Source organism: Streptoalloteichus tenebrarius, assembly GCF_024171885.1.
Taxonomy (GTDB): Bacteria; Actinomycetota; Actinomycetes; order Mycobacteriales; family Pseudonocardiaceae; genus Streptoalloteichus; species Streptoalloteichus tenebrarius.
Genome location: NZ_JAMTCP010000041.1, coordinates 41029 through 62834, shown reverse-complemented (window position 1 = coordinate 62834; position 21806 = coordinate 41029). Strand labels below are relative to the sequence as shown.

Here is a 21806-nt window from a genome sequence, read left to right as displayed (position 1 = left end):
CCGCCATCTGGCACAACCGCGCCACCGGCCAGCCCGTCACCCGCTCCCTGACCGCCTACGACCACTAACCCCAGTTACGCATTACTCGTCTAGTTGCCGACGGTGCCGCGGTTCTTCTTCCAGACGGCGACGACAGCGGGACGCGGTTGGCTGTTGCCGCCGTCCGGCCAGTGCGACGCCGGGTTGTCGGCGCTCGCGCCGTCGATCTCACCAGGGTGCTGGACGGACACCAGGACGAACTGCTCGGTGATCACCGGTCCGCAGGTCTCCGCGCCCCTGGGCACGGTGAGGAACTGCTTGACGTGCCCGCGCTCCCTGCCCTCCAGCGGCACGGCGAACAGGCCGTCGTTGCTGCCCAACGCGTTGCCGTCGGTGGAGATCCACAGGTTGCCGTAGTCATCGAAGGCCACGTTGTCCGGGCAGGAGATCGGGCTGACCTGGCTCTTGTCGTAGCCGGCGAAGTAGGTGTCGGGGGACTTCGGGTCGCCGCAGACCAGCAGCAGCTTCCAGGAGAACCGGGTGCCGGTGTTGTCGCCCCCGTCCTCCTCGATCTCCAGGACGTGGCCGTGCTTGTTGTTGTTGCGCGGGTTGGCCTCGTCCGCGCCGGCCTGCCCGGCCGCGCCCCGGCGGCTGTTGTTGGTCAGCGCGGCGTAGATCCGCCGGGACTTCAGGCTCGGCTCGACGTCCTCGGGCCGGTCCATCTTGGTGGCGCCGACCTTGTCGGCCGCGAGCCGGGTGAAGACGTAGACCTCCTCGGCCGTCATCCCCGGCACGAAGCTCTTGTCGTTGTGCGCCAGCGGGATCCACTCGCCGCGGCCGTCGAACTCGCCGTCCGAGGGCAGCTTGCCGGAGCCGTCGATCTCGGCGGCCGGGCTGTCGCCGGTGAACCGCGCGACGTAGAGGGTGCCCGAGTCGAGCAGGCGCTTGTTGTGCTCGCGGGCGTGCTTGCTCTGCCCCGGCTTGTACTTCTCGTCGGAGACGAACTTGTACATGTACTCGAAGCGCTCGTCGTCGCCCATGTACGCGACGACGCGCCTGTCCTTGGCGACGATGACGTTGGCGCCCTCGTGCTTGAACCGCCCGAGCGCGGTGTGCTTCACCGGCGTGGACTCCGGGTCGAGCGGGTCGATCTCGACGATCCAGCCGAACCGGTTGGCCTCGTTGGGCTCCTGGGCCAGGTCCCACCGCTTGTCGAAGCGCTCCCACTTGCGGGTGGAGGCGCCCTTGGGGAAGCCGTAGCGGTCGAGGCGGGCGCGCGTGGTGGGGTCGGTGACCTTGTCGACGTTGGCGAAGTACTGGTGGATGTTCTCCTCGCCGGACAGGATCGTGCCCCACGGCGTGACGCCGCCCGAGCAGTTGTTCTGCGTGCCGAGGACGCGCCGACCGGTCGGGTCGGTCGAGGTCCTGAGGTACCGGGACCCGGCGGCCGGTCCACGCACCTCGAACGGCGTGAGCAGGGTGATCCGCCGGTTGTACCGCTTGTCGACCTTGGCCTCCAGCCGGCCGGTGCGCCAGTCGCGCTCGACCAGCACCACCGACTGCCCGTGCGCGGCCCAGGCGATCCGTGCCTGCTCCTCGGTCGGGTTGTCCTTGTTCCAGCCCCGGAACATGAACTCCTCGCTGGTGTACTCGTGGTTGCTCACCATGAGCCACCGGTTCCAGGAGCCGGGGACCGGCACCAGGCCGCAGAAGTCGTTGTTGAACCCGAACTGCCTGGCCTGCGCGTCCGCGGTCTGGTGGTCGAAGTCGAACTCGGGCGCGCCCGGCACGACCGGGTCGCCCCAGCGGATCACGACCTGCTGGGTGTAGCCGTCGGGGACGACCAGCTCGTCCCGGACGTTCGGCGCGACCGGCTCGAAGTTCACGCCGGGCACCCGCCCCCACGAGGCGCGGTCCGCCCCCTGGCCGGCGGACTGGCCGCCCTGGTCGGCGGCGGCCACGCCGGCGCCGACGGTGGCCGCGGCCGCGCCGGCCGCGGCGACGACCGCGCCCGCCCTGAGCACGCCCCTGCGGGACAGCACGCCGCGCAGGACGTCGCCGAAGTACTCGTTGTCGGAGGTGTTCGGGGCGTCGTGCGCGCAGGCGTTGCCGCAGCGGTACTCACAGGTGACCGCGGCGCGGCCGAGCGGGTGGTTGGGCAGCAACGGCAGCAGGCGCCGCCCCTCGCGACGGTCGGACACGCAGACCTCCAAGGCGTCAGTCCGGGAACGCAGCGACCGTAGGGCGGCGAAACGAGCCGCGGTAGATCTCTGAGTGAACTGGTGGTGAACACAGCACCCAGAGTGATCACAGCGGGGAAGGGACTCCACCAGGAGTGGTCGGAATGGGGCGAACAGCGCGGGTTTCCGTCACTACAGGTCACGATCCGACGTCATGCCCAGGAGCCCCTCGACGTGCGCGCGCCAGTCGACCGCCGGCGCCTCGGCGAACGGCGTGGACACCCGGACGCTCGGGCCGTCGTGCCCGTCCCGCTCCAGCACCACGTCCACGCCCCGTTCGTCCGTCACGAACATCACCCGCAGGCCGGTCGCGCGGGGACGCCGCGACGACGGTCCGAAGTGGACCTCCTGCCGGAAGGGCAGCCGCTGCCGCGTCGTCGGAAGCTGGCCGGGGACGCAGGCGGCGGACCGCAGCGGGAAACCGAGGCGTTCGACCGCGCACAGCAGGCGCTGCTGGACGGGCAACGCCCGCAGCCCGACCGGCGTGACGGCGGTGGCCGCCCCGCCCTCGTCGCTCTCCAGCCGGGCGCGGAGCCCGAGCCGCACTCCCGGCAGGTGGCGGCCCCCGAGCACGGAGATCGGCGCCTCGAACGGCACACCGGCCGTGAAGGGCAGGTCCACGACCCGGACCGGGGGGACGACGAGCCCCTCCCTGACGACGGTGCGGTGGACCGGAACGGGCTCGGTCGCCCCACCGCCGTCAACGCCGTCCCTGCCGTCCCCTGGTCCGCGCACGCCCACCACGAGTTCGACCAGGGCGCGGGAGAACTCGCGGCGCACCCGGCCGCCGTGGAGGCGCAGGAACCCGCCCAGCGATCCACCAGGGCACGCGGTGTCCTGGTGGATCACCAGGTCCACGCGCGCTCCGCCGGTCCCCACGACGGCCGGCAACTTCTCGAACGCCACGAGATGCCCCTCTGGTGCGTCAGGTCGACATCCCGCCCGATTCGGGATCAAAGGCGGGATGCCGACACAACGCCCGTCACCGGGGTCAGAGTTCCTCGCCCACCACCACGGCCTCGGCGGGCACCGCGTGCGGGTCGGGGCGGTGGGCGGTGCCCACGGTGAGCACCACGGCCGAGAGCACGCACAGCACCGCGCCGACCAGGAACGGGGCGTGCGCCCAGCCCAGCCACTCGGCCACGTGCCCGACCAGGGTGGCCGCGACCGCGCCGCCAAGCCAGCGGCAGAAGTTGTAGCCCGCGCTGGCGACGGGGCGCGGCGCGGAGCTGATGCTCATCGCGGTCCCGGTGAACAGGGTGTTGAGCAGGCCGGAGGCCAGGCCGGACACGATCACGGCGACCACCAGCACCGGGCGGCTGTCGACCGTCATCACGGCGAGCATGGCGGCGTAGACGAGCACGGCCAGCACGGTGGCGTGCCGCTCCCCGAGCCGGGCGGCCAGGCGCGGGGCGAACAGGACGCCAGCCACGGCGACGCACAGGCCCCAGCCGAAGAAGATCAGGCCCACCTCGACCGCGCCCATCCGCAGGACGAACGGCGACCAGGCCAGCACGACGAAGAACGCGGCGGTGTACAGGGCCGAGCCGACGGCGGTCCAGCGCAGGCCGCGGTGCCGCAGGGCGCGCAGCGGGTCGAGGACGCTCACCCGGGGGCGTTCCTCGGCCGACCCCTCCGGCCGGTCCTTCGGCAGGAAGCCCGCCGAGAGGATCAGCGCGACGCCCATCAGCACGGCGGTGCCGGCGAAGGGGCCGCGCCAGGACACCGACCCCAGCACGGCGCCGAGCAGCGGGCCGGTGGACATGCCGAGCCCGAGGGCCGCCTCGTAGAGCAGGATCGCGCCCTGCTGGCCGCCGGTGGCGGCGCCGACGATCACCGACAGCGCGGTGGCGATGAAGAACGCGTTGCCCAGTCCCCAGACCGCGCGCAGGCCGACCAGCGCGCCGATCGAGTTGACCATGGCGCAGGCCGCGGTGGCGAGCACGATCAGCACGAGCCCGCCGACCAGGGTGCGCTTGGCGCCGAACCGGGCGGTGCTGGCGCCGGTGAGCAGCATGGCCACCACCTGCACGCCCAGGTAGGACGAGAAGAGCAGCGTGACCTGCGAGGGTCCGGCGTGCAGCGCCTCGGCGATCGACAGGAGGATGGGGTCTACCAGGCCGATTCCCATGAACGCGATCACCGCCGCGAACGCCGTGATCCACACCGTTCTGGGTTGCCCCTTCACGGCGTCCAGGAGCCTGACGTGGTGTCCAGTGCTCATCAGTGGTCCGTCTCCTCCTCGTTGGCGTCGTCGCCCGCGTTCGTGATCGCGTCCGTTGTCGCGGCCTGATCCGGCGCGGGGGTCCCGCCGACCCCCGCCAGCCGCTCGAAGGCCGGGAGCGCGGCCGTGATGGCGGCCCGGTCGGCGTCGTCGAGCCGGGCCAGCCGCGCGCGGAGGAACTCCTCGCGGGCCCGCACCAGCTCGTCGATGAGCCGACGGCCCTCCTCGGTGGCGCTGGCGATCACGGCCCTGCCGTCGGTCGGGTCGGGGCCGCGCCGGACCAGGCCGAGGCGTTCCAGCCGCCCGACCACGTCGGTCATGGACGGCGTCCGGACCCCCTCCCGCTCGGCCAACGCGCTCATGCGCTGCGGCCCGTCCAGCACCAGGGCGGCCAGCACCGACCCCTGGGTGAGGGTGAGCTGGTACTGGGGCGTCTCCCTGCGCACGACGTAGTAGAGGCGGAAGACCAGCGGACGCAGTCGGTGCGCGAGCTCGGCGATCCCGTCGTCGGCAGTCACTGAGACAGCCTAACAAAATTTACTTAGGCAGTCTAAGTAAGTCGGGCCACGTCCGGCGCGGACCCGCGACGGGGCAGGACGGAGGCGGAGACGAACGACACAGGAAGGACGACGACACAGCGGGACGACACAGAGAAGAGGCGTGCCCGGGACCTCACCGGTCCCGGGCACGCCTCCGAGTCGAACTGGTCAGAACGACGTCAGCGCTCGACCTCGCCGCGGATGAACTGCTCGACCTTCTCGCGGGCCACCGCGTCGCTGTACTGCTCCGGCGGCGACTTCATGAAGTAGGAGGACGCCGAGAGGATCGGGCCGCCGATCCCGCGGTCCTTGGCGATCTTCGCCGCCCGGATGGCGTCGATGATGATGCCCGCCGAGTTCGGGGAGTCCCAGACCTCCAGCTTGTACTCGAGGTTCAGCGGGACGTCGCCGAACGCGCGACCCTCCAGCCGCACGTACGCCCACTTGCGGTCGTCCAGCCACTCCACGTAGTCGGACGGGCCGATGTGCACGTTGCGCCGACCGAGGTCCCGGTCGACCTGCGAGGTCACCGCCTGGGTCTTGGAGATCTTCTTGGACTCCAGCCGGTCGCGCTCCAGCATGTTCTTGAAGTCCATGTTGCCGCCGACGTTGAGCTGCATGGTGCGCTCCAGCTCGACGCCGCGGTCCTCGAACAGCTTGGCCATCACGCGATGCGTGATGGTCGCGCCCACCTGCGACTTGATGTCGTCGCCCACGATCGGCACGCCGGCGGCGCGGAACTTCTCCGCCCACTCCGGGTCCGAGGCGATGAACACCGGCAGGGCGTTGACGAAGGCCACACCGGCGTCGATGGCGCACTGCGCGTAGAAGCGGTCCGCCTCCTCCGACCCCACCGGCAGGTAGGACACCAGGACGTCGACCTCGGCCTCCCGCAGCGCGGCCACCACGTCGACCGGGGCCTCGTCGGACTCCTCGATGGTCTCCCGGTAGTACCGGCCCAGCCCGTCCAGCGTGTGCCCCCGCTGCACGGGCACCCCGAGCGGCGGGACGTCGCAGATCTTGATCGTGTTGTTCTCGCTGGCCACGATCGCCTCGGACAGGTCGCGCCCGACCTTCTTGGCGTCCACGTCGAACGCGGCGACGAACTCGACGTCCCGCACGTGGTAGTCGCCGAACTGCACGTGCATCAGGCCCGGCACGCGCGTCGCGGGGTCGGCGTCGCGGTAGTAATGGACGCCCTGCACCAGCGACGCCGCGCAGTTGCCCACGCCGACGATGGCCACCCGAACACTGCGGCGGTCTCCGCCCATGGCCGGGTCCTCCTCACTCAATTCCAACGTGTCGGTCCATGCGGTTGACGGTCCGCGCTCAGTCGTCGCGGTCCCGCTGTTCGGCCTGCTCGCGCGCGATGAGCTCGTTCAGCCAGCGCACCTCGCGCTCGGTGCTCTCCAGTCCCATGCGGTGCAGCTCCCGCGTGTAGCGGTCGATCTGCTCGCCGGCCCTGGCCAACGCCGCCCGCAACCCCTCGCGGCGTTCCTCGACCCGCCGTCGGCGGCCCTCCAGGATGCGCATCCTGACGTCGGCCGGGGTCCTGGAGAAGAACGCCAGGTGGACGCCGAAGCAGTCGTCCTCCCACGTCTGCGGGCCGGCGTTGGCCAGCAGCTCGGCGAACCGCTCCTTGCCCTCGGCGGTCAGGCGGTACACGCGCCGCGCGCGGCGGCCCCACGTCCTGTCGGCGAGTTCCTCGACGTCGGCCTCCTCGGCGATGAGCCCCGCGCGTTGCAGGCGACGCAGGGTCGGGTAGAGCGAGCCGTAGGAGAACGCCCGGAACGCGCCGAGCAGGGTGTGCAGCCGCTTGCGCAGCTCGTAGCCGTGCATCGGCGCCTCGTGCAGCAGACCGAGGATCGCGAGCTCGAGCACGGGCACCCCCTTCACGGCGATGGGTCAACTGATTATATCGCCCCGATACATCCAAATGTCGCAGCGCGCGACGAACCGCCCGGTCGGTCGGCTTCGCCCCCAGCGTGGCGCCGGTTACGCTGCCCTGAACGGCCCAATGGCCGGTGGGGGCACTGCACGTACGCTGGGGGACGTGCGGACCCAGCGACAGGTGGTGGACTACGCGTTGCAGCGTCGCGCGCTGCTCGCGGACGTCTACGCCGGTCGCGTCGGGGTCATGGAGGTCTGCGACGCGAGCCCGTACCTGCTGCGGGCCGCCAAGTTCCACGGCGAGCCGAGCGCGGTCACCTGCCCGGTGTGCCGCAAGGAGCCGTTGACCCTGGTCTCCTGGGTCTACGGCGACGAGCTCAAACACGCCTCGGGTTCCGCCCGCGGCTCCGAGGAACTGGCGAAGATGGCGACCCTGTTCCAGGAGTTCTCCGTCTACGTGGTCGAGGTCTGCCGCACCTGTAGCTGGAACCATCTGGTCCAGTCATACGTCCTGGGGAAGCGCGGCGCGCGTGGCGGCCGGTCGACGCGGAGGACCGCGGCCGAGTGAGCCAGCCCCGGCTGACGACGTCGGTGCCCGAGCACCGCACGGAGAACCACCACCGAACGGCGACCCCTGTCGGGCGCCGGTCTGGGAGGCCCAACTCGTGAACGACGAGCGAGACCACCGACCGCAGGGGGGTGGCCGCGACAGTGGCGGCCACCCCGACTCCGAGCGCACGCAGGCGTGGCGGCCCGACGGCCAGGAGGCCACCGGCGAGCGCACCGGCTACTGGAGCCCCGACTGGGACGACGACGCGTCGTCGTCCGGTTCCGGGGCGTCCGGCCAGAGCGGCCCGGCGTCGGCCCCGCCTCCCCCGTCCGCTCCCCAGTGGCCGCCGGCCGGTGCTGGCGCGCAGCCGCCGCAGCGGCCCGTCTCGCCTCCCCCCTCGGCGGAGCCGTTGTGGCCGGGGCAACAGCCCTCGCCGCCACCACCGCCGAACACACCACCGCCGGGGATGCCCACCCAGGGGCCCGGCCCGATGACGCCGCCCCGAGGGTTCCCTGGTCAGGGGCAGGGCCCGACCACGCCGCCACCCGGCATGCCCGCCCAGGGGCCGAACACCCCGCCGCCCGGCTTTCCGCCAGGTCCGAACACTCCGCCTCCGGGCATGCCGGCCAGGGGCGGGCCGCAGGGGCCTCGCCCGCAGCAGGGTCCCGGCGGCCCCGGTCCGAACGGCCCCGGCGGTCCCGGTCCGAACGGTCCGGGCATGCCCGGCCCCGGCGGGCCCGGCCCTGCTGGACCGGGTGGCCCCCGACCGCCGATGGGCGGCCCCGGCATGTCCGGCCCCAACGGCCCGCTGCCGCCGGGCGGCCCCTATCCACCCGGTGGAGGACCCCGGCCCGGCATGCCCGGACCCGGCGGGCCCGTGCCGCCGCCCGTGCCGCCGCAGCACCCGAGCGAGCAGCCGACCAACCTGCTGCCGCCGCTGCACGAGGACCAGCCCCGGGAACCGGAGCTGCTCACGCACTACGAGCCGTTGCCGGGTGAGCCGGGCGGTCCTCCGCTGGCCCAGCGCTCCGAGGAGCCCGAGGCCGAGGCCGAGCCCGAGCCCGAGGACACCCCGCCGACCGACGAGGAGGGGCGTCGGATGCGTCGGAAGAAGATCTGGCGACGCGTGCGGCGCACCTGCTACGTCCTGGTCGCGCTCGGCTTCGTCGTGCCCATCGCGGCCTTCTTCATCGGCTACCAGATGTGGGACATCCCGCAGCCGGAGCAGGTCGCGCTGGACCAGCAGCAGACCGTGACCTTCTACTACTCCGACGGCCAGACCGAACTGGGCAAGATCGTCCCGGAGTCGGGGGCCAGGACGCAGGTCAAGCTCGACGACATCCCCAAGCACGTGCAGAACGCCGTGCTGGCGGCCGAGAACCCGACCTTCTGGAGCGACGACGGCTTCAGCTACCGGGGCATCGCCGGCGCGGTCTGGCGGCAGATCCGCGGCCTCGAGGGCGGTGGCTCGACCATCACCCAGCAGTACATCAAGGTCGCCACCGGCAAGGACGAGAAGACCTACACCCGGAAGTTCCGGGAGATCGTCCTGGCCAAGAAGATGTCCGACCAGGTCGACAAGAAGACGATCCTGGAGGGCTACCTCAACACGATCTACTTCGGGCGCGGCGCGTACGGCATCCAGGCGGCGGCCAAGGCGTACTTCGGCAAGGACGTCAAGAACCTGACGCTGGAGGAGGGCGCGGTCCTGGCCGGCGCCATCCAGATGCCCTCGCAGTGGGACCCCGAGGTCGACCTCCCCGGGGCCAAGGACCGCTGGGACTACGTCATCAAGCGGATGAACGAGCAGGGCTGGCTCGACGGGCGCAAGCCGGGCGAGCTCCAGTACCCCACCACCTGGCAGACCGCGGACAAGTGGCAGAACCAGGGCATGGCCGACGGGCCCAGGATGCAGATCCAGTACCGGGCGAAGGCCGAGGTGGAGAAGCGGTACGGCTGGGACCAGGCCCAGCAGCAGGGCCTGAAGATCGTGACCACGATCGACGCCAAGGCCCAGCAGCAGCTTGAGGACGCGGTCAAGAGGAACATGACCAACCAGCCCGAGGAGTTGCGAACCTCGGCCGTGTCGCTCGACCCCAAGACCGGGGGCGTCCTCGCCTACTACGGCAGCAAGGACGGCAAGGGCATGGACTACAACTGGCAGGGCTACCGCTCGCCGGGTTCGACGTTCAAGCCCTTCGTCGCCATCGCCGGCCTCAAGCAGGGCAAGGGCATCGGCACCACCTACGACGGAACGACGCCGCAGAAGATCAGTGGGACGATCTTCCGCAACGCGGGCGACGACGCCCGCTGCGGGAAGGAGTGCGCGGTCAAGGACGCCATGCGCATGTCCATCAACACCGCGTTCGTGAACATGGGCGTCGACGTCGGTCTCCAGAACGTCGCGAAGGCGGCGATCGAGGCGGGCATCCCCGAGCAGTACGGCGCCCAGAAGACCCTCGCCGAGGCGAACGGCATCCCGCAGGCGGGTCTGGCCCTCGGCCAGTACCCGGTCCGGCCGATCGACCTGGCCACGGCGTTCAACACCCTGGCCGCCGAGGGCACCAAGCACGAGACGCACTTCGTGCAGAAGCTGGTCAAGCCGGACGGCACGGTCGTGGCCCAGTTCATCGACCAGAAGACGGGGCCGGCGTTCGACCAGTCCGCCGACAAGAACCAGCAGATCGCCAGGAACGTCACCGAGTCGATGCTCCAGGTGGCCAGCAGCTCCAACCTGGCGCTGAAGGGCAACCGCCAGGTCGCCTCGAAGACCGGCACGCACGGCATCGAGAACAGCGACCGCAACTCGGACGCCTGGATGGCGGGCTACACCCCCCAGGTCTCCACCACGGTGTGGGTGGGAACGGACTTCATCCAGGAGATCAAGTGGATCACCCCGCAGGGGGTGAAGAAGGACATCTACGGCAAGGACCTGCCGGGGATGATCTGGCGTGACTACATGAACGCCTACCTCAGCGACAAGCCGGTCGAGAAGTTCTCCAACTTCAAGGCGATCGGCAGGGCGGAGCCGCCGCCTCCGCCCTCGCCGAGCAACAAGAAGGAGGAGACGGCGTCCCACACGCCGACGAGCACGCCGTCGTCCGGGACCTCGCCCACCCCGACCTCGGACGCGCAGGTGACGTCGGGCAAGCCCCCGACCACCTCGTGCGTCCCGAGCCGGGGGCACCGCTGCCCGCCGACGGGCCCCACCGGCACCGATGATCAGGACCCCGGCGACACGCGGAACCCGAACCGCGGGGGCAGGTTGCCCGACGGGACGATGAGTCCGCCCGAGGAACCACGGTGACACGACGGCGAGGGCCGGCCACCCCGACGGGTGGCCGGCCCTCGGTCTTCCCGGGGGGTGGTTCACCCCCGGATCAGTCGCACCCGCGTGATCACCCCCTCCCGTACCAGGTAGGTGGCGATGGCGTGCACCGGCTCCACCTCCAGCCCGGTGACCCGCTCCTGGTCCACCACCCACGGCCCCACCGCGAGCCGCCCGACCAGCTCCGCGTGCAGCTCGGGTCGGGCGAACCGGTCCGCGTAGGCCCGCCGCAGCTCGGCCATCCCGGTCAGCACGACCTGCCCGAACCCGTCCTCGACCACCACCGCGGGGTGGTACGTGGCGCAGAACGCCTCCAGGTCACGGGCGTTGTAGGCGTCGAGCTGCCGTTGCACGACCGCGACGGCCTCCTGATCCCCAGCGTCGATCTCCATGCGACCAGTGTCGTCCGAGTCGTCCCGCCCGGCCCGGCGCACCGAACGACCGGCGGAACGACCGGCGGAACGACCGGCGGAGCGCCGTCGGCCCGCCGCGCCACGCACACACCGCGCCGACGCCGGAACCCGTAGCATCCGGCCGTGCCCAGCCCGCAGTCGTCGATCACCCCCCCGGACGCCGAGTCGGACGCGGACACCGGGACGCTGAGCCCGGTCCAGCGGGTCGTGCCCACCTGGACCGAACCGCTCGCCCGGCAGGCCAGCCGGCCGTTCGGTGGTCCGCTGGGCCGGCACGCGGTCGTCGGGCGGCACTGGTTCTGGACCCCGCTCCGGGTGGTGCTGCTGCTGGCCACCGTGACCCTGGCCCTGGCGTGGCTGGCCAAGTCGCCGTGCATCCAGGAGCACCGCTCCAGCTCCGGTCAGCTCGAGCTGGACTGGCGGGGCAGCCGGCAGTACGTGGCGATGTGCTACTCGGACACCGTCCCGCTCTACACGGCGGAACGGCTGGACCAGGGCGCGTTCCCGTACCGGGACTCGTGGGTGGAGAAGCAGGGCGACCGCGACCAGGTGCGGTACATGGAGTACCCGGTGCTGACCGGGCTGTTCCAGTGGGTCAACGCCCAGCTCGCCCACGGCTGGCTCGCGGTGGCGCAATCGGGGTGGTTGCCCTCGGCCCTGCCCGTGGTCGTCTACTTCGACTTCACGGCGTTGTGGCTGGGCCTGGCGTGGATCGTGACGGTGTGGGGCGTGGCGCGCCTGGCCAGGCGGCGGTCGTGGGACGCGGCGATCGCGGCGGTCTCCCCGCTCGTGGTCGTGCACGCCTTCACCAACTTCGACGCGCTGGCCACGGCCTGCGCCACCGCCGGCCTCCTGGCGTGGGCACGACGCCGACCCGTGCTGGCGGGGGTGCTGCTCGGCATCGGCGGCGCCGCCAAGCTGTACCCGCTGTTCCTGCTCGGGCCGCTGCTCGTGCTCTGCGTGCGCGCGGGTCGAACCCGGGAGGGGGTGCGCACGGCGCTCACCGCCGTGGCCACGTGGGCGGCGGTGAACGCGCCCCTGGCGCTGCTCTACCCGAACGGCTGGCGGGAGTTCTTCCGGCTCAACTCCGAGCGGGGCGCCGACCCGGACTCGCTCTACAACGTCATCTCCTACTTCACCGGCTGGCCGGGACTGGACGGCCCGCTCCAGCCGGGGCAGACGCCGACCGTGCTGAACACGGTCAGCGCGCTCCTCTTCGTGGCCTGCTGCCTGGGCGTGGCGTGGGTCGGGTTGTCCGCGCCCCGGCGGCCGCGCCTGGCCCAGCTCGGGTTCCTCGTGGTCGCGGCGTTCCTGCTGACCAACAAGGTGTGGAGCCCGCAGTACTCGTTGTGGCTGGTCCCGCTCGCCGTGCTCGCCCTGCCCCGGTGGCGGCTGCTGCTGGCGTGGATGGCGGTGGACGCCCTGGTCTGGGCGCCCCGCATGTTCTTCTACCTGGGGCCGGACAACAAGGGCCTGCCGCCGGACTGGTTCCTCGGCTCGGTCGTGCTGCGCGACGCGTTCGTGGTGCTGTTGTGCGTGCTGGTCGTGCGGGAGATCTACCGGCCGGGGACGGACCGGGTCCGGCAGGCCGGGGACGACGACCCGTGCGGCGGGGTGCTGGAGGGCGCCGAGGACCGCGTCGTGCTCGGGCGTCCGGCGCCCTCGGCCGCCAGGCCGGCGGCGGAGGCGCCCAGCTTCTCGGCGTCCGGGTGAGGCGCGGCGCGGCGGGGTGGGGCGAGTGCGCGGCCCGCCCGGCTCACCGCAACGCCTCGTTCAGCGCGGGGCCACCGCCGATCGGCTCGATCCGCCGGCGCACGGCCGCCACCAGGCGTTCGCCCGGCCACCAGACCGCGAACAACACGAGGCTGCCCAGCAGCCCGAGCACGACGGGCAGCACGGTGTCGGACAGCACGAACACCAGGACGAACCCGACCAGGGTGGGCGCCTCGGCGAACGCCATCCTGACCAGCGCGGTCGTCCGCAGCAGGTGGGCGGCGCCCACCGGGTCGACGGCGCTCGGGGGCGGCGCCTGACGCTCCAGCAGCGTCACCAGGAGCAGGTCGGCCGCGGCCACGACGAGGGGCACCAGCGCCGCGGCGTCGAAGCCCAGCCCCACGCCGGGGTAGATGCCGCCGACCGCGATCACCGTGACCAGGACGCACGCGGCGGCGAACGCGAACGCCGTGGTTTGCAGCCCCCTCAGCACCGGCGCAGCGGGCATCTCGCACCTCCGGGCTCCCTGGCCCGACCGGGCGGCTAGCCCGTGGGCAGCGGAACGCGTCGTCCCGACGGTAGCGCCCCCGCGCCGATCCGGCCGTCGACGGCGGGTTCGGCGGACAGGAACGCGACGAACAGCCCCACCAGCAGGGCGGCCCTGCCCCACACGCCCAACATCACGGCCTGCGCCGCGAACCCGTCGTAGATCCCGGACGGCAGGCCGTTGGCGATCGCGTAGTACCACCGGAAGATGCCGACGCCCATGGCCAGGTCGGCGACGAAGTAGGCCAGGACCCAGCCCCACCGCACGCGGACGAGGACGAGGAACGGCACGAGCCAGAGCGTGTACTGCGGGGAGTGCACCTTGTGCAGCAGCAGGAAGCCGCACAGCATCGCGGCGCTGACCTGCACCCACGGGTAGACGCCGTCCCGGCGGTGGCGCTGCCAGCCCACCAGGCAGGCCACCGCGAACGAGGCCAGGACCAACGTCGGCGACAGCCAGTCGACGAGGCCCTGGAAGTCCGGGTTGGTCGGGTCGGAGAACGGCCGGAAGCCCCAGAACCACACCGAGTTCGTGGTGATGTCCACCCGCCGGAGCTGCTGGAAGGTGAACGACGCCCGCCAACCCTCGTAGCCGAACAGGGCGAACGGCAGGTTCACCAGCACCACGGTGACGACGGCGGCCATGACCACCCGGACGGCCGCCCGCACCCGGTGCTCCCTCGGGATCTCGTGCCCGCCGTCCTCGGTGCGCCCGCCCCCGGCGAGCACGTAGAGCGCCAGCGGCAGCACGAACGCGCCGGGGTAGAGCTTGAACGCGAACCCGAGCGCGAGCAGCACCGACGCGACCGTCGCCCGGGAGACGAGCGGCCGGGACGCGCCGTCGCGACCCCAACCGCGGTGCAGCACGAAGACGGCGGCGACCGCGCAGGCGACGACCGGCAGGTCCCAGTTGTGGAAGGCGTACAGCACCAGTGGGGGACCGACGGCCCACACCAACGCCCGCCACCCCGACAACCTGCCCAGCAGCCAGGCGGTCAGCAGCCCGAACGGCGCCATGACCAACGCGGAGCCCAGCAGGAACCCCGCGTCATTGGTGGCGCCGAGCGCGCCCAGCCAGACCACCAGGCCGGTGAGCACCGGGTACTCGATCGACCCGCCGGACAGTTCACCCGTCTCGGTGATACCGCCCTGGAGGTAGGGGAAGACGTGCCGGTCGATGTCCCGCCCGATCCACAGGTGCTGGATGTCGGAGTAGCAGAAGTCCCCGTAGACGCGCTTCTGGTAGTCCGGCTCGCTGCGGCCCCACTCGTTGAACTCGGGCCCGGTGCACCGCTCCTTGTTCGCGTAGCCGGCGAGCAGCGTCAGCCCGCACAGCAGGACGAGCAGCGCCAACGCGGCCCTGCCGAGCCGGAGCGCCGGGCGCGGCCGGTCCGGCCGTCCGTCGTCCTCCGGCACCAGCACCTCCCGGTCCCCTCCGGTCGGCGGGTCAGCGGTCCCGGTGCCACCCTCGATCGCCGGCCGGCCGGGCACCCGTCACCCGCCGAGCTTGTCGCGCAGGAACGTGATGTCGTCGGTCTGCCCCTCGGGCGGCGTCTCCACGACCACCGGCGCGCCCGCGGCGGCGACCACGGCGACCAGCAGGTCCGGGTCGATCGTGCCGGCCCCGATGTTGGCGTGGCGGTCCCGGGACGAGCCGAAGTCGTCCCGGGAGTCGTTGAGGTGCACGAGGTCGATCCGACCGGTGATGGCCTTCACCCTGTCGACGACGCCGAGCAGCTCCTCGCCCGCGGCGTGCGCGTGGCAGGTGTCCAGGCAGAAGCCGGCGCCGAACTCGCCCACCGCGTCCCACAGCCTGGCGAGCATGTCGAACCGCCGGGCCATGGCGTTGTCGCCGCCGGCGGTGTTCTCGATCAGGATCGGCACCGGGAAGCCCCCGGCGTCGGCCTGGCGCTCGAACATCTTCCGCCAGTTGGCGACGCCCTCGGCCGGGTCGTCGCCCTTGGTGACGTGACCGCCGTGCACGATCAGCCCGGACGCTCCGACCTGCGCGGCGACCCCGGCCTGCTGCACCACGGCCTTGCGGGACGGGATGCGGATGCGGTTGTTCAGCGACGCCACGTTCACCACGTAGGGCGCGTGGACGAAGACCTCGATGTCCGCGGCGCGCAGCGCCTCGGCCTGGGGGTGCGGCTGGGCCGCCGTCCAACTCTGCGGGTTGGAGAGGAAGAACTGGACCACTTCGGCGCCGCGCTGCTTCGCGGCGCCGAGCGGGTCGTCGACGCCGACGTGGGCCCCGATGCGCATGGGGTCGAGGGTAGTAGTACCGGGATTCGGTGGTGCAGCGTCACCACGCGTGTCTGTGACGCGCCCGAAAGTATGGCGCGTGTCACCTGAGGCGCGTACGGTCGGGAACCACCCGGGTTACCCGCCAGTAGACCAGGAGGACCCATGGCGCGACGGTGGACACGGGTCGCCACGGCCGTCGCCCTGGCCGCGGGAGCCGCGGTGACCGGCGCCGGCTCCGCCGGGGCCGCCGAGCCGGTCGTCCTGGGCAGTTGCGCCACGACCGTGACCGGCGCGCCCGGCCAACCCGTCGCGCTGAGCCCCTCGGCCGTCGCCGCGCCCGTCGTGGACCTGGTCCGCGCCGTCCCCGGCGGGTTCCTGCTCGCGGAGCCGGCCAACTCGGCGATCCGCTCCCTCCCGCCGATCCCGCTCGGCGCGATCCCGGCCGGTGGCGGACAGGTCACCGGCGGGCAGATCGCCCAGGCGGTCGTGGCGGAGTTACGGCGCATCCCGCTGTTGGGACCGGTGATCGGGCAACTCACCGCCCGGGTGAGCGCACTGCTGACCGGAATGTGCGGGGTCACGCTGCACGCGGTGAACGCGGTGGCGGCTCCGGCCCAGGACGGCGCCAAGGCCGTGGCCGACGTGGCCCACCAGGTGGTCGGCGGCCAGAAGCCAGGAGGACGCCCTCCCACACCTCCGCAACCCCAGCAGCCGCCGCCTCGCCAACCCCAGCAGCCCGGCCCCGGCCCCGGCCCCACCGTGCCGGGAAACCGCTCCACGCCGGACATCCCCACCGCGCCGCAACAGCAGCCGCAGGCGGACTCCGGTGGAGCGCGGGAAGCTGTGGCCCAGGAACGCGAGCCGGAGTTGTTCGGCCTGGCGCGGTGGGACTTCGGCCGCGCACCGTTCACCGACTACTCGGGACTGCCGTTCGACCTCTCCGACCTCAGGCCCCACTCACCGGACGCCCGGCGCGGCAGCCCGCCCCCGGGGCTCCTTCCTCCCTGGGACGGCACGGGGACGGGCCGTCGAACCTCGACAGGTGGCGTGACGAGCGCCGGCGGCGCGGAGGCGCTCCCCGCGGGCACCGCGGGTCGGGTGGGCACACCGGTCGTGCTCGCGATGCTGTCCCTCGCGGTGGTGACGGCCGCGCTGGTGCGCCGGGTCGCCCAACGCCGCGACCCGAACTGACGCCCCGAGACGTCGCCCAGAGCGCTCCGAGCCGAGCCCTCGCCAGGCCGGCGGACACCACCGCCACCCCAGGCCCTGACCCCTCACCCCAGGTCAGCCCCCTCCCGCCCGGGGGGCGAGCCCCGCTCCAGCCTATCGGCCGGTCACACAGCGTTCCAGACCCTCACGTTCCGCTGTGGATAAATCCGGGTGACTGTGGACAACTCGGCCCCGTTATCCACAGCCGCCACCCGACCTCGCACAGCACCTCCCCGATCGGACGTACGACGTACACTCAGTGTCACCAACCGCCGCCACCGGCTCCCGGCCCACGCGTGCCCCAGGTCACCCGATTCGGCCGGTCGCCGGGCTGTTGCTACTCTGGCGCGGTTGCTGACGCGACGACCCTCCTGCCACGGAAAGGCCGTGGCCGTGAGTCCACAGGAGGTGGTGGTCTTCATGCGTCACTACGAGGTGATGGTCATTCTCGACCCGTCCCTGGACGAGCGCACTGTCGCTCCGTCGCTGGACACCTTCCTCAACGTCATCCGCGAGTCCGGCGGGAACGTGGAGAAGGTCGACGTCTGGGGTCGACGGCGGCTGTCCTACGAGATCGCCAAGCGCGGCGAGGGCATCTACGCGGTGATCGACGTCAACTGCGAGCCGGCCGCGGTCAAGGAGCTCGACCGCCAGCTCGGCCTACAGGAGACGGTGCTGCGGACCAAGGTCCTGCGCCGCGAGGACACCCGCGCCAAGGCCTGACCGGCCGGTGAGGAGCCACCACGATGGCTGGTGAGACGACGATCACGGTGGTCGGGAACCTGACCGCCGATCCGGAACTCCGCTTCACCCCGTCCGGGGCCGCGGTGGCCAGCTTCACGGTGGCCTCCACGCCCCGCACCTTCGACCGCCAGAGCGGCGAGTGGAAGGACGGCGAGGCGCTGTTCCTGCGCTGCAACATCTGGCGCCAGGCCGCCGAGAACGTCGCCGAGTCCCTCACCAGGGGGATGCGGGTGATCGTGACCGGCCGGCTGCGCCAGCGCTCCTTCGAGACCCGCGAAGGGGAGAAGCGCACGGTCATCGAGCTGGAGGTCGACGAGATCGGCCCCTCGCTGCGGTACGCGACGGCCAAGGTGAACAAGGTCAGTCGCGGCGGTGGCGGCGGGGGCGGTGGCTTCGGCGGCCCCAGCTCCGGCCCCGTCGACGATCCGTGGAACTCCGCTCCGCCCGCCGGTTCCGCCGGGTACAGCGACGAGCCGCCGTTCTGATCGGTTCTCCCGATCCGGCGGCCTGGTCCGTGCCCTCGGCCGGCCAACCCAGACCAGGTACACCCGCGTCGTAGTCCAGGAGGACGACCCAACATGGCTAAGCCGCCCGCGCGCAAGCCGAAGAAGAAGGTCTGCGTGTTCTGCAAGGACAGCGCGCAGATGATCGACTACAAGGACACCACCCTGCTGCGGAAGTTCATCTCCGACCGCGGCAAGATCCGTGCCCGCCGGGTGACCGGCAACTGTAGCCAGCACCAGCGCGACGTGGCCACCGCGGTGAAGAACGCCCGCGAGATGGCGCTGCTGCCCTACACGTCCACCGCCCGCTGACCCGCTGACGAGGGGAGACGAGAGTCATGAAGCTCATCCTCACCGCTGACGTGAGCGGCCTCGGCGGTCCGGGCGACGTCGTCGAGGTCAAGGACGGCTACGGCCGTAACTACCTGCTGCCCCGCGGCCTGGCCATCGTGGCCTCGCGTGGCGCGCAGAAGCAGGTCGAGACCATCCGGCGTGCCCAGGAGTCGCGGCGCATCCGCGACCTGGACCACGCCAAGGAGGTCAAGGGCCAGCTCGAGGGCCTGGGCGCGGTCACGCTGAAGGCGAAGGCCGCCGAGGGCTCCGGCAAGCTGTTCGGTTCGGTGACCAACAGCGACATCGTGTCGGCCATCAAGGCCGCCGGCGGCCCGCTGCTGGACAAGCGCACCGTGGAGCTGTCCGGCCACATCAAGACGCTGGGCAGGCACCAGGCCAGCATCCGGCTGCACCCGGAGGTCACGGTGTCCGTCCAGCTCGACGTCACCTCGGCCTGAGCCGCACGGCTCGGCCCGCCGTCAGGCGTCCGGCTCCGTCCCGTGGACGCGGAGCGACCCGCGTGGTCGCGTCCACGGGACGTGACCGGGTGTCGGCGCCCCGCGTGAGCGCGGCGGACGCGCCGTCCATTCGATCGGTCCGATCAACCAGATGGGCGGCGCGTCCGTCTGCGCGTGCCGTGGGACGCCCCACGCGACCTTGTGACGGCAGGTTCCCGACACGCCGCACGGGCTGTCACACCGGACACGCCGGACCCGTTCGGCGTCATTTTTTCCACAGCTTGCACACAGGCTCTGACCTGCGCTGTTGTCCAGCGGGACGCGAGTTGCCCACAGGTTGTCCACAGGCTCTCGCGGGCTCTGTGGTCAGCCTCGCCGGTCCATCAACAGGGCTGTCCCCAAGTTGATCCACAGGCTCGGTTGCCTGCTCCGGTGGGGCGATCTAGCGTCCCCGCTCGTTGTGCCCACCCACCGGCCGCCGCGGCGGCCCGCCGTGGGCCGGGTCGCCGGACGACGACCAGGGGCGCGCCGAGACTGGCCACGACGAGCTGGGAGGTGTTGACGCGGTGGCGCTGGCCGACGACCGCGGGACGCGCCCCTCCGGGGGCCCTGGCGACGGCGCGCTCGACCACGGGGTCGAGCGGATGCCCCCGCAGGACCTGGCGGCGGAGCAGTCGGTCCTCGGCGGCATGATGCTGAGCAAGGACGCCATCGCCGACGTCGTCGAGGTGCTGCGCCCCGGCGACTTCTACCGCCCGGCGCACCAGGCGATCTACGACTGCATCCTCGACCTCTACGGCCGCGGCGAACCGGCCGACGCGATCACCGTCTCGGCGGAGCTGGAGCGGCGCGGGGAGCTGTTGCGCGTCGGCGGGGCGCCGTACATGCACACCCTCATCGCCACGGTGCCCACGGCGGCGAACGCGGGCTACTACGCCGAGATCGTGGCCGAGAAGGCCGTGCTGCGCCGCCTGGTCGAGGCGGGGACGCGCATCGTGCAGCTCGGCTACCACGGCCAGGACGGCGCGGACATCGACGAGGTCGTCGACCGCGCGCAGGCCGCGATCTACGAGGTGACCGAGCGGCGGACCAGCGAGGACTACGTCGCGCTGGAGGACCTGCTCCAGCCGACCATGGACGAGATCGACGCGATCGCCTCGCGGGGCGGGGTGTCGCTGGGCATCCCGACCGGGTTCACCGACCTCGACGCGGTCACCAACGGTCTCCACCCCGGCCAGATGATCATCGTGGCCGCGCGTCCCGGTGTGGGCAAGTCGACCCTGGGCCTGGACTTCGCCCGCTCCTGCTCCATCAAACACGGCATGGCCAGCGTGATCTTCTCGCTGGAGATGAGCCGCATCGAGATCGTGATGCGCATGCTCTCGGCCGAGGCGCGGATCCGGCTCGCCGACATGCGGTCGGGGCGGATGAGCGACGACGACTGGACCCGGCTGGCGCGGCGGATGAGCGAGATCAGCGAGGCCCCCCTGTTCGTCGACGACTCGCCGAACCTGACGATGATGGAGATCAGGGCGAAGGCGCGGCGGCTGAAGCAGCGGCACGACCTCAAGCTCGTGGTCGTCGACTACATGCAGCTACTCACCTCCGGCAAGCGCGTCGAGTCGCGGCAGCAGGAGGTCTCGGAGTTCTCCAGGAACCTGAAGCTGCTCGCCAAGGAGCTGGAGGTCCCGGTGATCGCGATCTCGCAGCTCAACCGTGGTCCGGAGCAGCGGACCGACAAGCGCCCGATGCTGGCGGACCTGCGGGAGTCCGGTTCGCTGGAGCAGGACGCCGACATGGTCATCCTGATCCACCGGCCGGACGCGTGGGAGCGGGACGACCCGAGGATGGGCGAGGCGGACCTGATCCTCGCCAAGCACCGCGCGGGTCCGACGGCCACGATCACCGTGGCGCACCAGCTCCACTACAGCCGGTTCACCGACCTCGCCCAGGGCTGAGTCCCGCTGGTCCCGCTGGTCCCGCTGGTGCCGCTGGTGCCGCAGGGACGCCGAAGCGCGGACCGGAGCGGGGCGAGCGCTCAGCCGGTCGTGGCGTCGCCGCTGGTCTCGGCGGGCGGGTGGGTGGCGTAGACCTGACGCCAGTGCTGGGCCGAGCGGACCAGGTCGCCGCTGACGCGGTGGAGGAACCGGCTCATGTTCTCCAGCCGGGCGCCGGCGGGGGTGCCGACGCCGAGCCGCTGGGCTCCGGTCCCGCACGCGGCGGCGATCTGGAGGTCGACGCGCGCGCTGGCCATGATCGCCTGGTACCAGACGTCGTCGTCGATCACGTAGCGTTCCGCGCGGCGGTGGGGGTCTCGTTCGCGTCTGATGAGTTCCCGAGCCTCCAGGTAGCCGACGGCCTTGGAGACGGAGGCGGGGCTGACGCGCAGGCGTCGCACGAGTTCGGCCGAGGTGAGGCTGCCGCTGTCGGTGGTGAGGAGCGCGGCGAGCACCCTGGCCATCATCCGCGGAAGCCCGGTCTGGACGAACAGTTCCGTGGTGTGTGCCGCGACCGCGTTCACGACCCGTGGGTCCCGCCTCCCGGGACCCGGGCGTTCGGCGCGGACGGAGCTTTCCGGTGACGGGGGCAGCGGAGACGTCCCGCGCTGGCGCGCGTGGTGCGTGCTGGCCCGGTGGGCGCGGTCGGCGTGGTAGCCGCCCGGCCCGCCGTTGCGCATCACCTCGCGGGTGACGGTTGAGGTCGGGCGTCCGATGCGGCGGCCGATCGCGGCGTAGGTCAGCCCGTCACGCAGTCCCGCGGCGATCTGCCGCCGGTCCTGCTGGGTGAGCCTTTCTCCCGGCATTCCACATCCCCAGGCCCTCGACGTCGCCGAACAGCTTAACGCAACAGACGCATTGCATTAGTCGTCAGAGCCATGCAACGAAATTCA

General features: G+C 71.9%; 20 protein-coding genes. 9 read left to right on the top strand and 11 right to left on the bottom strand.

Going from position 1 to position 21806, the window contains the following annotated elements; translation table 11 throughout:
* Positions 1 to 89: 89 nt before the first annotated feature.
* The 6 genes from LX15_RS25865 to LX15_RS25840 form a co-directional block, all read right to left on the bottom strand.
* Positions 90 to 2180 (bottom strand): PhoX family protein, encoded by a 2091-nt coding sequence (locus tag LX15_RS25865; RefSeq protein WP_253672260.1) that lies wholly within the window; start codon positions 2178 to 2180, stop codon positions 90 to 92.
* Positions 2181 to 2351: 171 nt separating this feature from the next.
* Complete coding sequence (locus tag LX15_RS25860; RefSeq protein WP_253672258.1) at positions 2352 to 3125, bottom strand: sporulation protein; 774 nt, start codon at positions 3123 to 3125, stop codon at positions 2352 to 2354.
* A gap of 85 nt (positions 3126 to 3210) precedes the next feature.
* Positions 3211 to 4443 (bottom strand): MFS transporter, encoded by a 1233-nt coding sequence (locus LX15_RS25855; RefSeq protein WP_253672257.1) that lies wholly within the window; start codon positions 4441 to 4443, stop codon positions 3211 to 3213.
* Entirely contained in the window at positions 4443 to 4961 is a 519-nt protein-coding gene (locus tag LX15_RS25850; protein WP_253672256.1) for a MarR family winged helix-turn-helix transcriptional regulator, read from the bottom strand. The genes LX15_RS25855 and LX15_RS25850 overlap by 1 nt, the downstream gene beginning before the upstream one ends.
* A 200-nt stretch (positions 4962 to 5161) precedes the next feature.
* Positions 5162 to 6253, bottom strand: coding sequence for an inositol-3-phosphate synthase (locus LX15_RS25845; RefSeq protein WP_253672255.1), 1092 nt, complete (start codon positions 6251 to 6253; stop codon positions 5162 to 5164).
* A 58-nt stretch (positions 6254 to 6311) separates the two neighbouring features.
* On the bottom strand, positions 6312 to 6863 hold the full coding sequence (locus LX15_RS25840) for a PadR family transcriptional regulator (protein WP_253672254.1): 552 nt from the start codon (positions 6861 to 6863) through the stop codon (positions 6312 to 6314).
* Positions 6864 to 7035: 172 nt separating this feature from the next.
* Between LX15_RS25840 and LX15_RS25835 the strand changes: the two genes are divergently transcribed.
* Positions 7036 to 7440 carry a DUF5318 domain-containing protein gene (locus LX15_RS25835; protein WP_253672253.1) on the top strand — a complete coding sequence of 135 codons (405 nt, stop codon included), beginning with the start codon at positions 7036 to 7038 and terminating at the stop codon, positions 7438 to 7440.
* A gap of 838 nt (positions 7441 to 8278) precedes the next feature.
* Complete coding sequence (locus tag LX15_RS25825) at positions 8279 to 10729, top strand: transglycosylase domain-containing protein (RefSeq protein WP_301305249.1); 2451 nt, start codon at positions 8279 to 8281, stop codon at positions 10727 to 10729.
* Positions 10730 to 10791: 62 nt separating this feature from the next.
* On the opposite strand, the gene LX15_RS25820 is transcribed toward LX15_RS25825, so the two are convergent.
* Positions 10792 to 11142, bottom strand: coding sequence for a nuclear transport factor 2 family protein (locus LX15_RS25820; RefSeq protein ID WP_253672252.1), 351 nt, complete (start codon positions 11140 to 11142; stop codon positions 10792 to 10794).
* Positions 11143 to 11286: 144 nt separating this feature from the next.
* Here LX15_RS25820 and LX15_RS25815 point away from each other — a divergent pair, with 144 nt between their 5' ends.
* Positions 11287 to 12876, top strand: coding sequence for a glycosyltransferase family 87 protein (locus tag LX15_RS25815; RefSeq protein WP_253672251.1), 1590 nt, complete (start codon positions 11287 to 11289; stop codon positions 12874 to 12876).
* Positions 12877 to 12919: 43 nt separating this feature from the next.
* Here LX15_RS25815 and LX15_RS25810 read toward each other — a convergent pair whose 3' ends face one another.
* The 3 genes from LX15_RS25810 to LX15_RS25800 all read right to left on the bottom strand — a co-directional run bounded on the left by LX15_RS25810 (position 12920) and on the right by LX15_RS25800 (position 15687).
* The gene (locus tag LX15_RS25810) at positions 12920 to 13384 is read right to left on the bottom strand and encodes a hypothetical protein (protein WP_253672250.1); all 465 of its coding nucleotides are present in this window, start codon (positions 13382 to 13384) and stop codon (positions 12920 to 12922) included.
* Between the two features lie 35 nt (positions 13385 to 13419).
* Positions 13420 to 14838 carry a glycosyltransferase family 87 protein gene (locus LX15_RS25805; protein ID WP_253672249.1) on the bottom strand — a complete coding sequence of 473 codons (1419 nt, stop codon included), beginning with the start codon at positions 14836 to 14838 and terminating at the stop codon, positions 13420 to 13422.
* 78 nt (positions 14839 to 14916) lie between these two features.
* Positions 14917 to 15687 carry a deoxyribonuclease IV gene (locus LX15_RS25800; RefSeq protein ID WP_253672248.1) on the bottom strand — a complete coding sequence of 257 codons (771 nt, stop codon included), beginning with the start codon at positions 15685 to 15687 and terminating at the stop codon, positions 14917 to 14919.
* 144 nt (positions 15688 to 15831) lie between these two features.
* On the opposite strand from LX15_RS25800, the gene LX15_RS25795 reads away from it, so the two are divergent.
* The 6 genes from LX15_RS25795 to dnaB all read left to right on the top strand — a co-directional run bounded on the left by LX15_RS25795 (position 15832) and on the right by dnaB (position 20874).
* Positions 15832 to 16860, top strand: coding sequence for a hypothetical protein (locus LX15_RS25795; RefSeq protein WP_253672247.1), 1029 nt, complete (start codon positions 15832 to 15834; stop codon positions 16858 to 16860).
* 438 nt (positions 16861 to 17298) lie between these two features.
* Positions 17299 to 17601, top strand: coding sequence for a 30S ribosomal protein S6 (gene rpsF / locus LX15_RS25790; RefSeq protein WP_253672246.1), 303 nt, complete (start codon positions 17299 to 17301; stop codon positions 17599 to 17601).
* A 23-nt stretch (positions 17602 to 17624) separates the two neighbouring features.
* Positions 17625 to 18107 (top strand): single-stranded DNA-binding protein, encoded by a 483-nt coding sequence (locus LX15_RS25785; RefSeq protein WP_253672245.1) that lies wholly within the window; start codon positions 17625 to 17627, stop codon positions 18105 to 18107.
* A 93-nt stretch (positions 18108 to 18200) separates the two neighbouring features.
* Positions 18201 to 18437 (top strand): 30S ribosomal protein S18, encoded by a 237-nt coding sequence (gene rpsR, locus LX15_RS25780; protein ID WP_253672244.1) that lies wholly within the window; start codon positions 18201 to 18203, stop codon positions 18435 to 18437.
* A 26-nt stretch (positions 18438 to 18463) separates the two neighbouring features.
* Positions 18464 to 18916, top strand: coding sequence for a 50S ribosomal protein L9 (rplI, locus tag LX15_RS25775; RefSeq protein WP_253672243.1), 453 nt, complete (start codon positions 18464 to 18466; stop codon positions 18914 to 18916).
* A gap of 566 nt (positions 18917 to 19482) precedes the next feature.
* Positions 19483 to 20874, top strand: a complete 1392-nt coding sequence (gene dnaB / locus LX15_RS25770) for a replicative DNA helicase (protein ID WP_372502795.1) — start codon at positions 19483 to 19485, stop codon at positions 20872 to 20874.
* An 80-nt stretch (positions 20875 to 20954) separates the two neighbouring features.
* On the opposite strand, the gene LX15_RS25765 is transcribed toward dnaB, so the two are convergent.
* The gene (locus LX15_RS25765; RefSeq protein WP_253672242.1) at positions 20955 to 21719 is read right to left on the bottom strand and encodes a GbsR/MarR family transcriptional regulator; all 765 of its coding nucleotides are present in this window, start codon (positions 21717 to 21719) and stop codon (positions 20955 to 20957) included.
* Between the last annotated feature and the right edge of the window lie 87 nt (positions 21720 to 21806).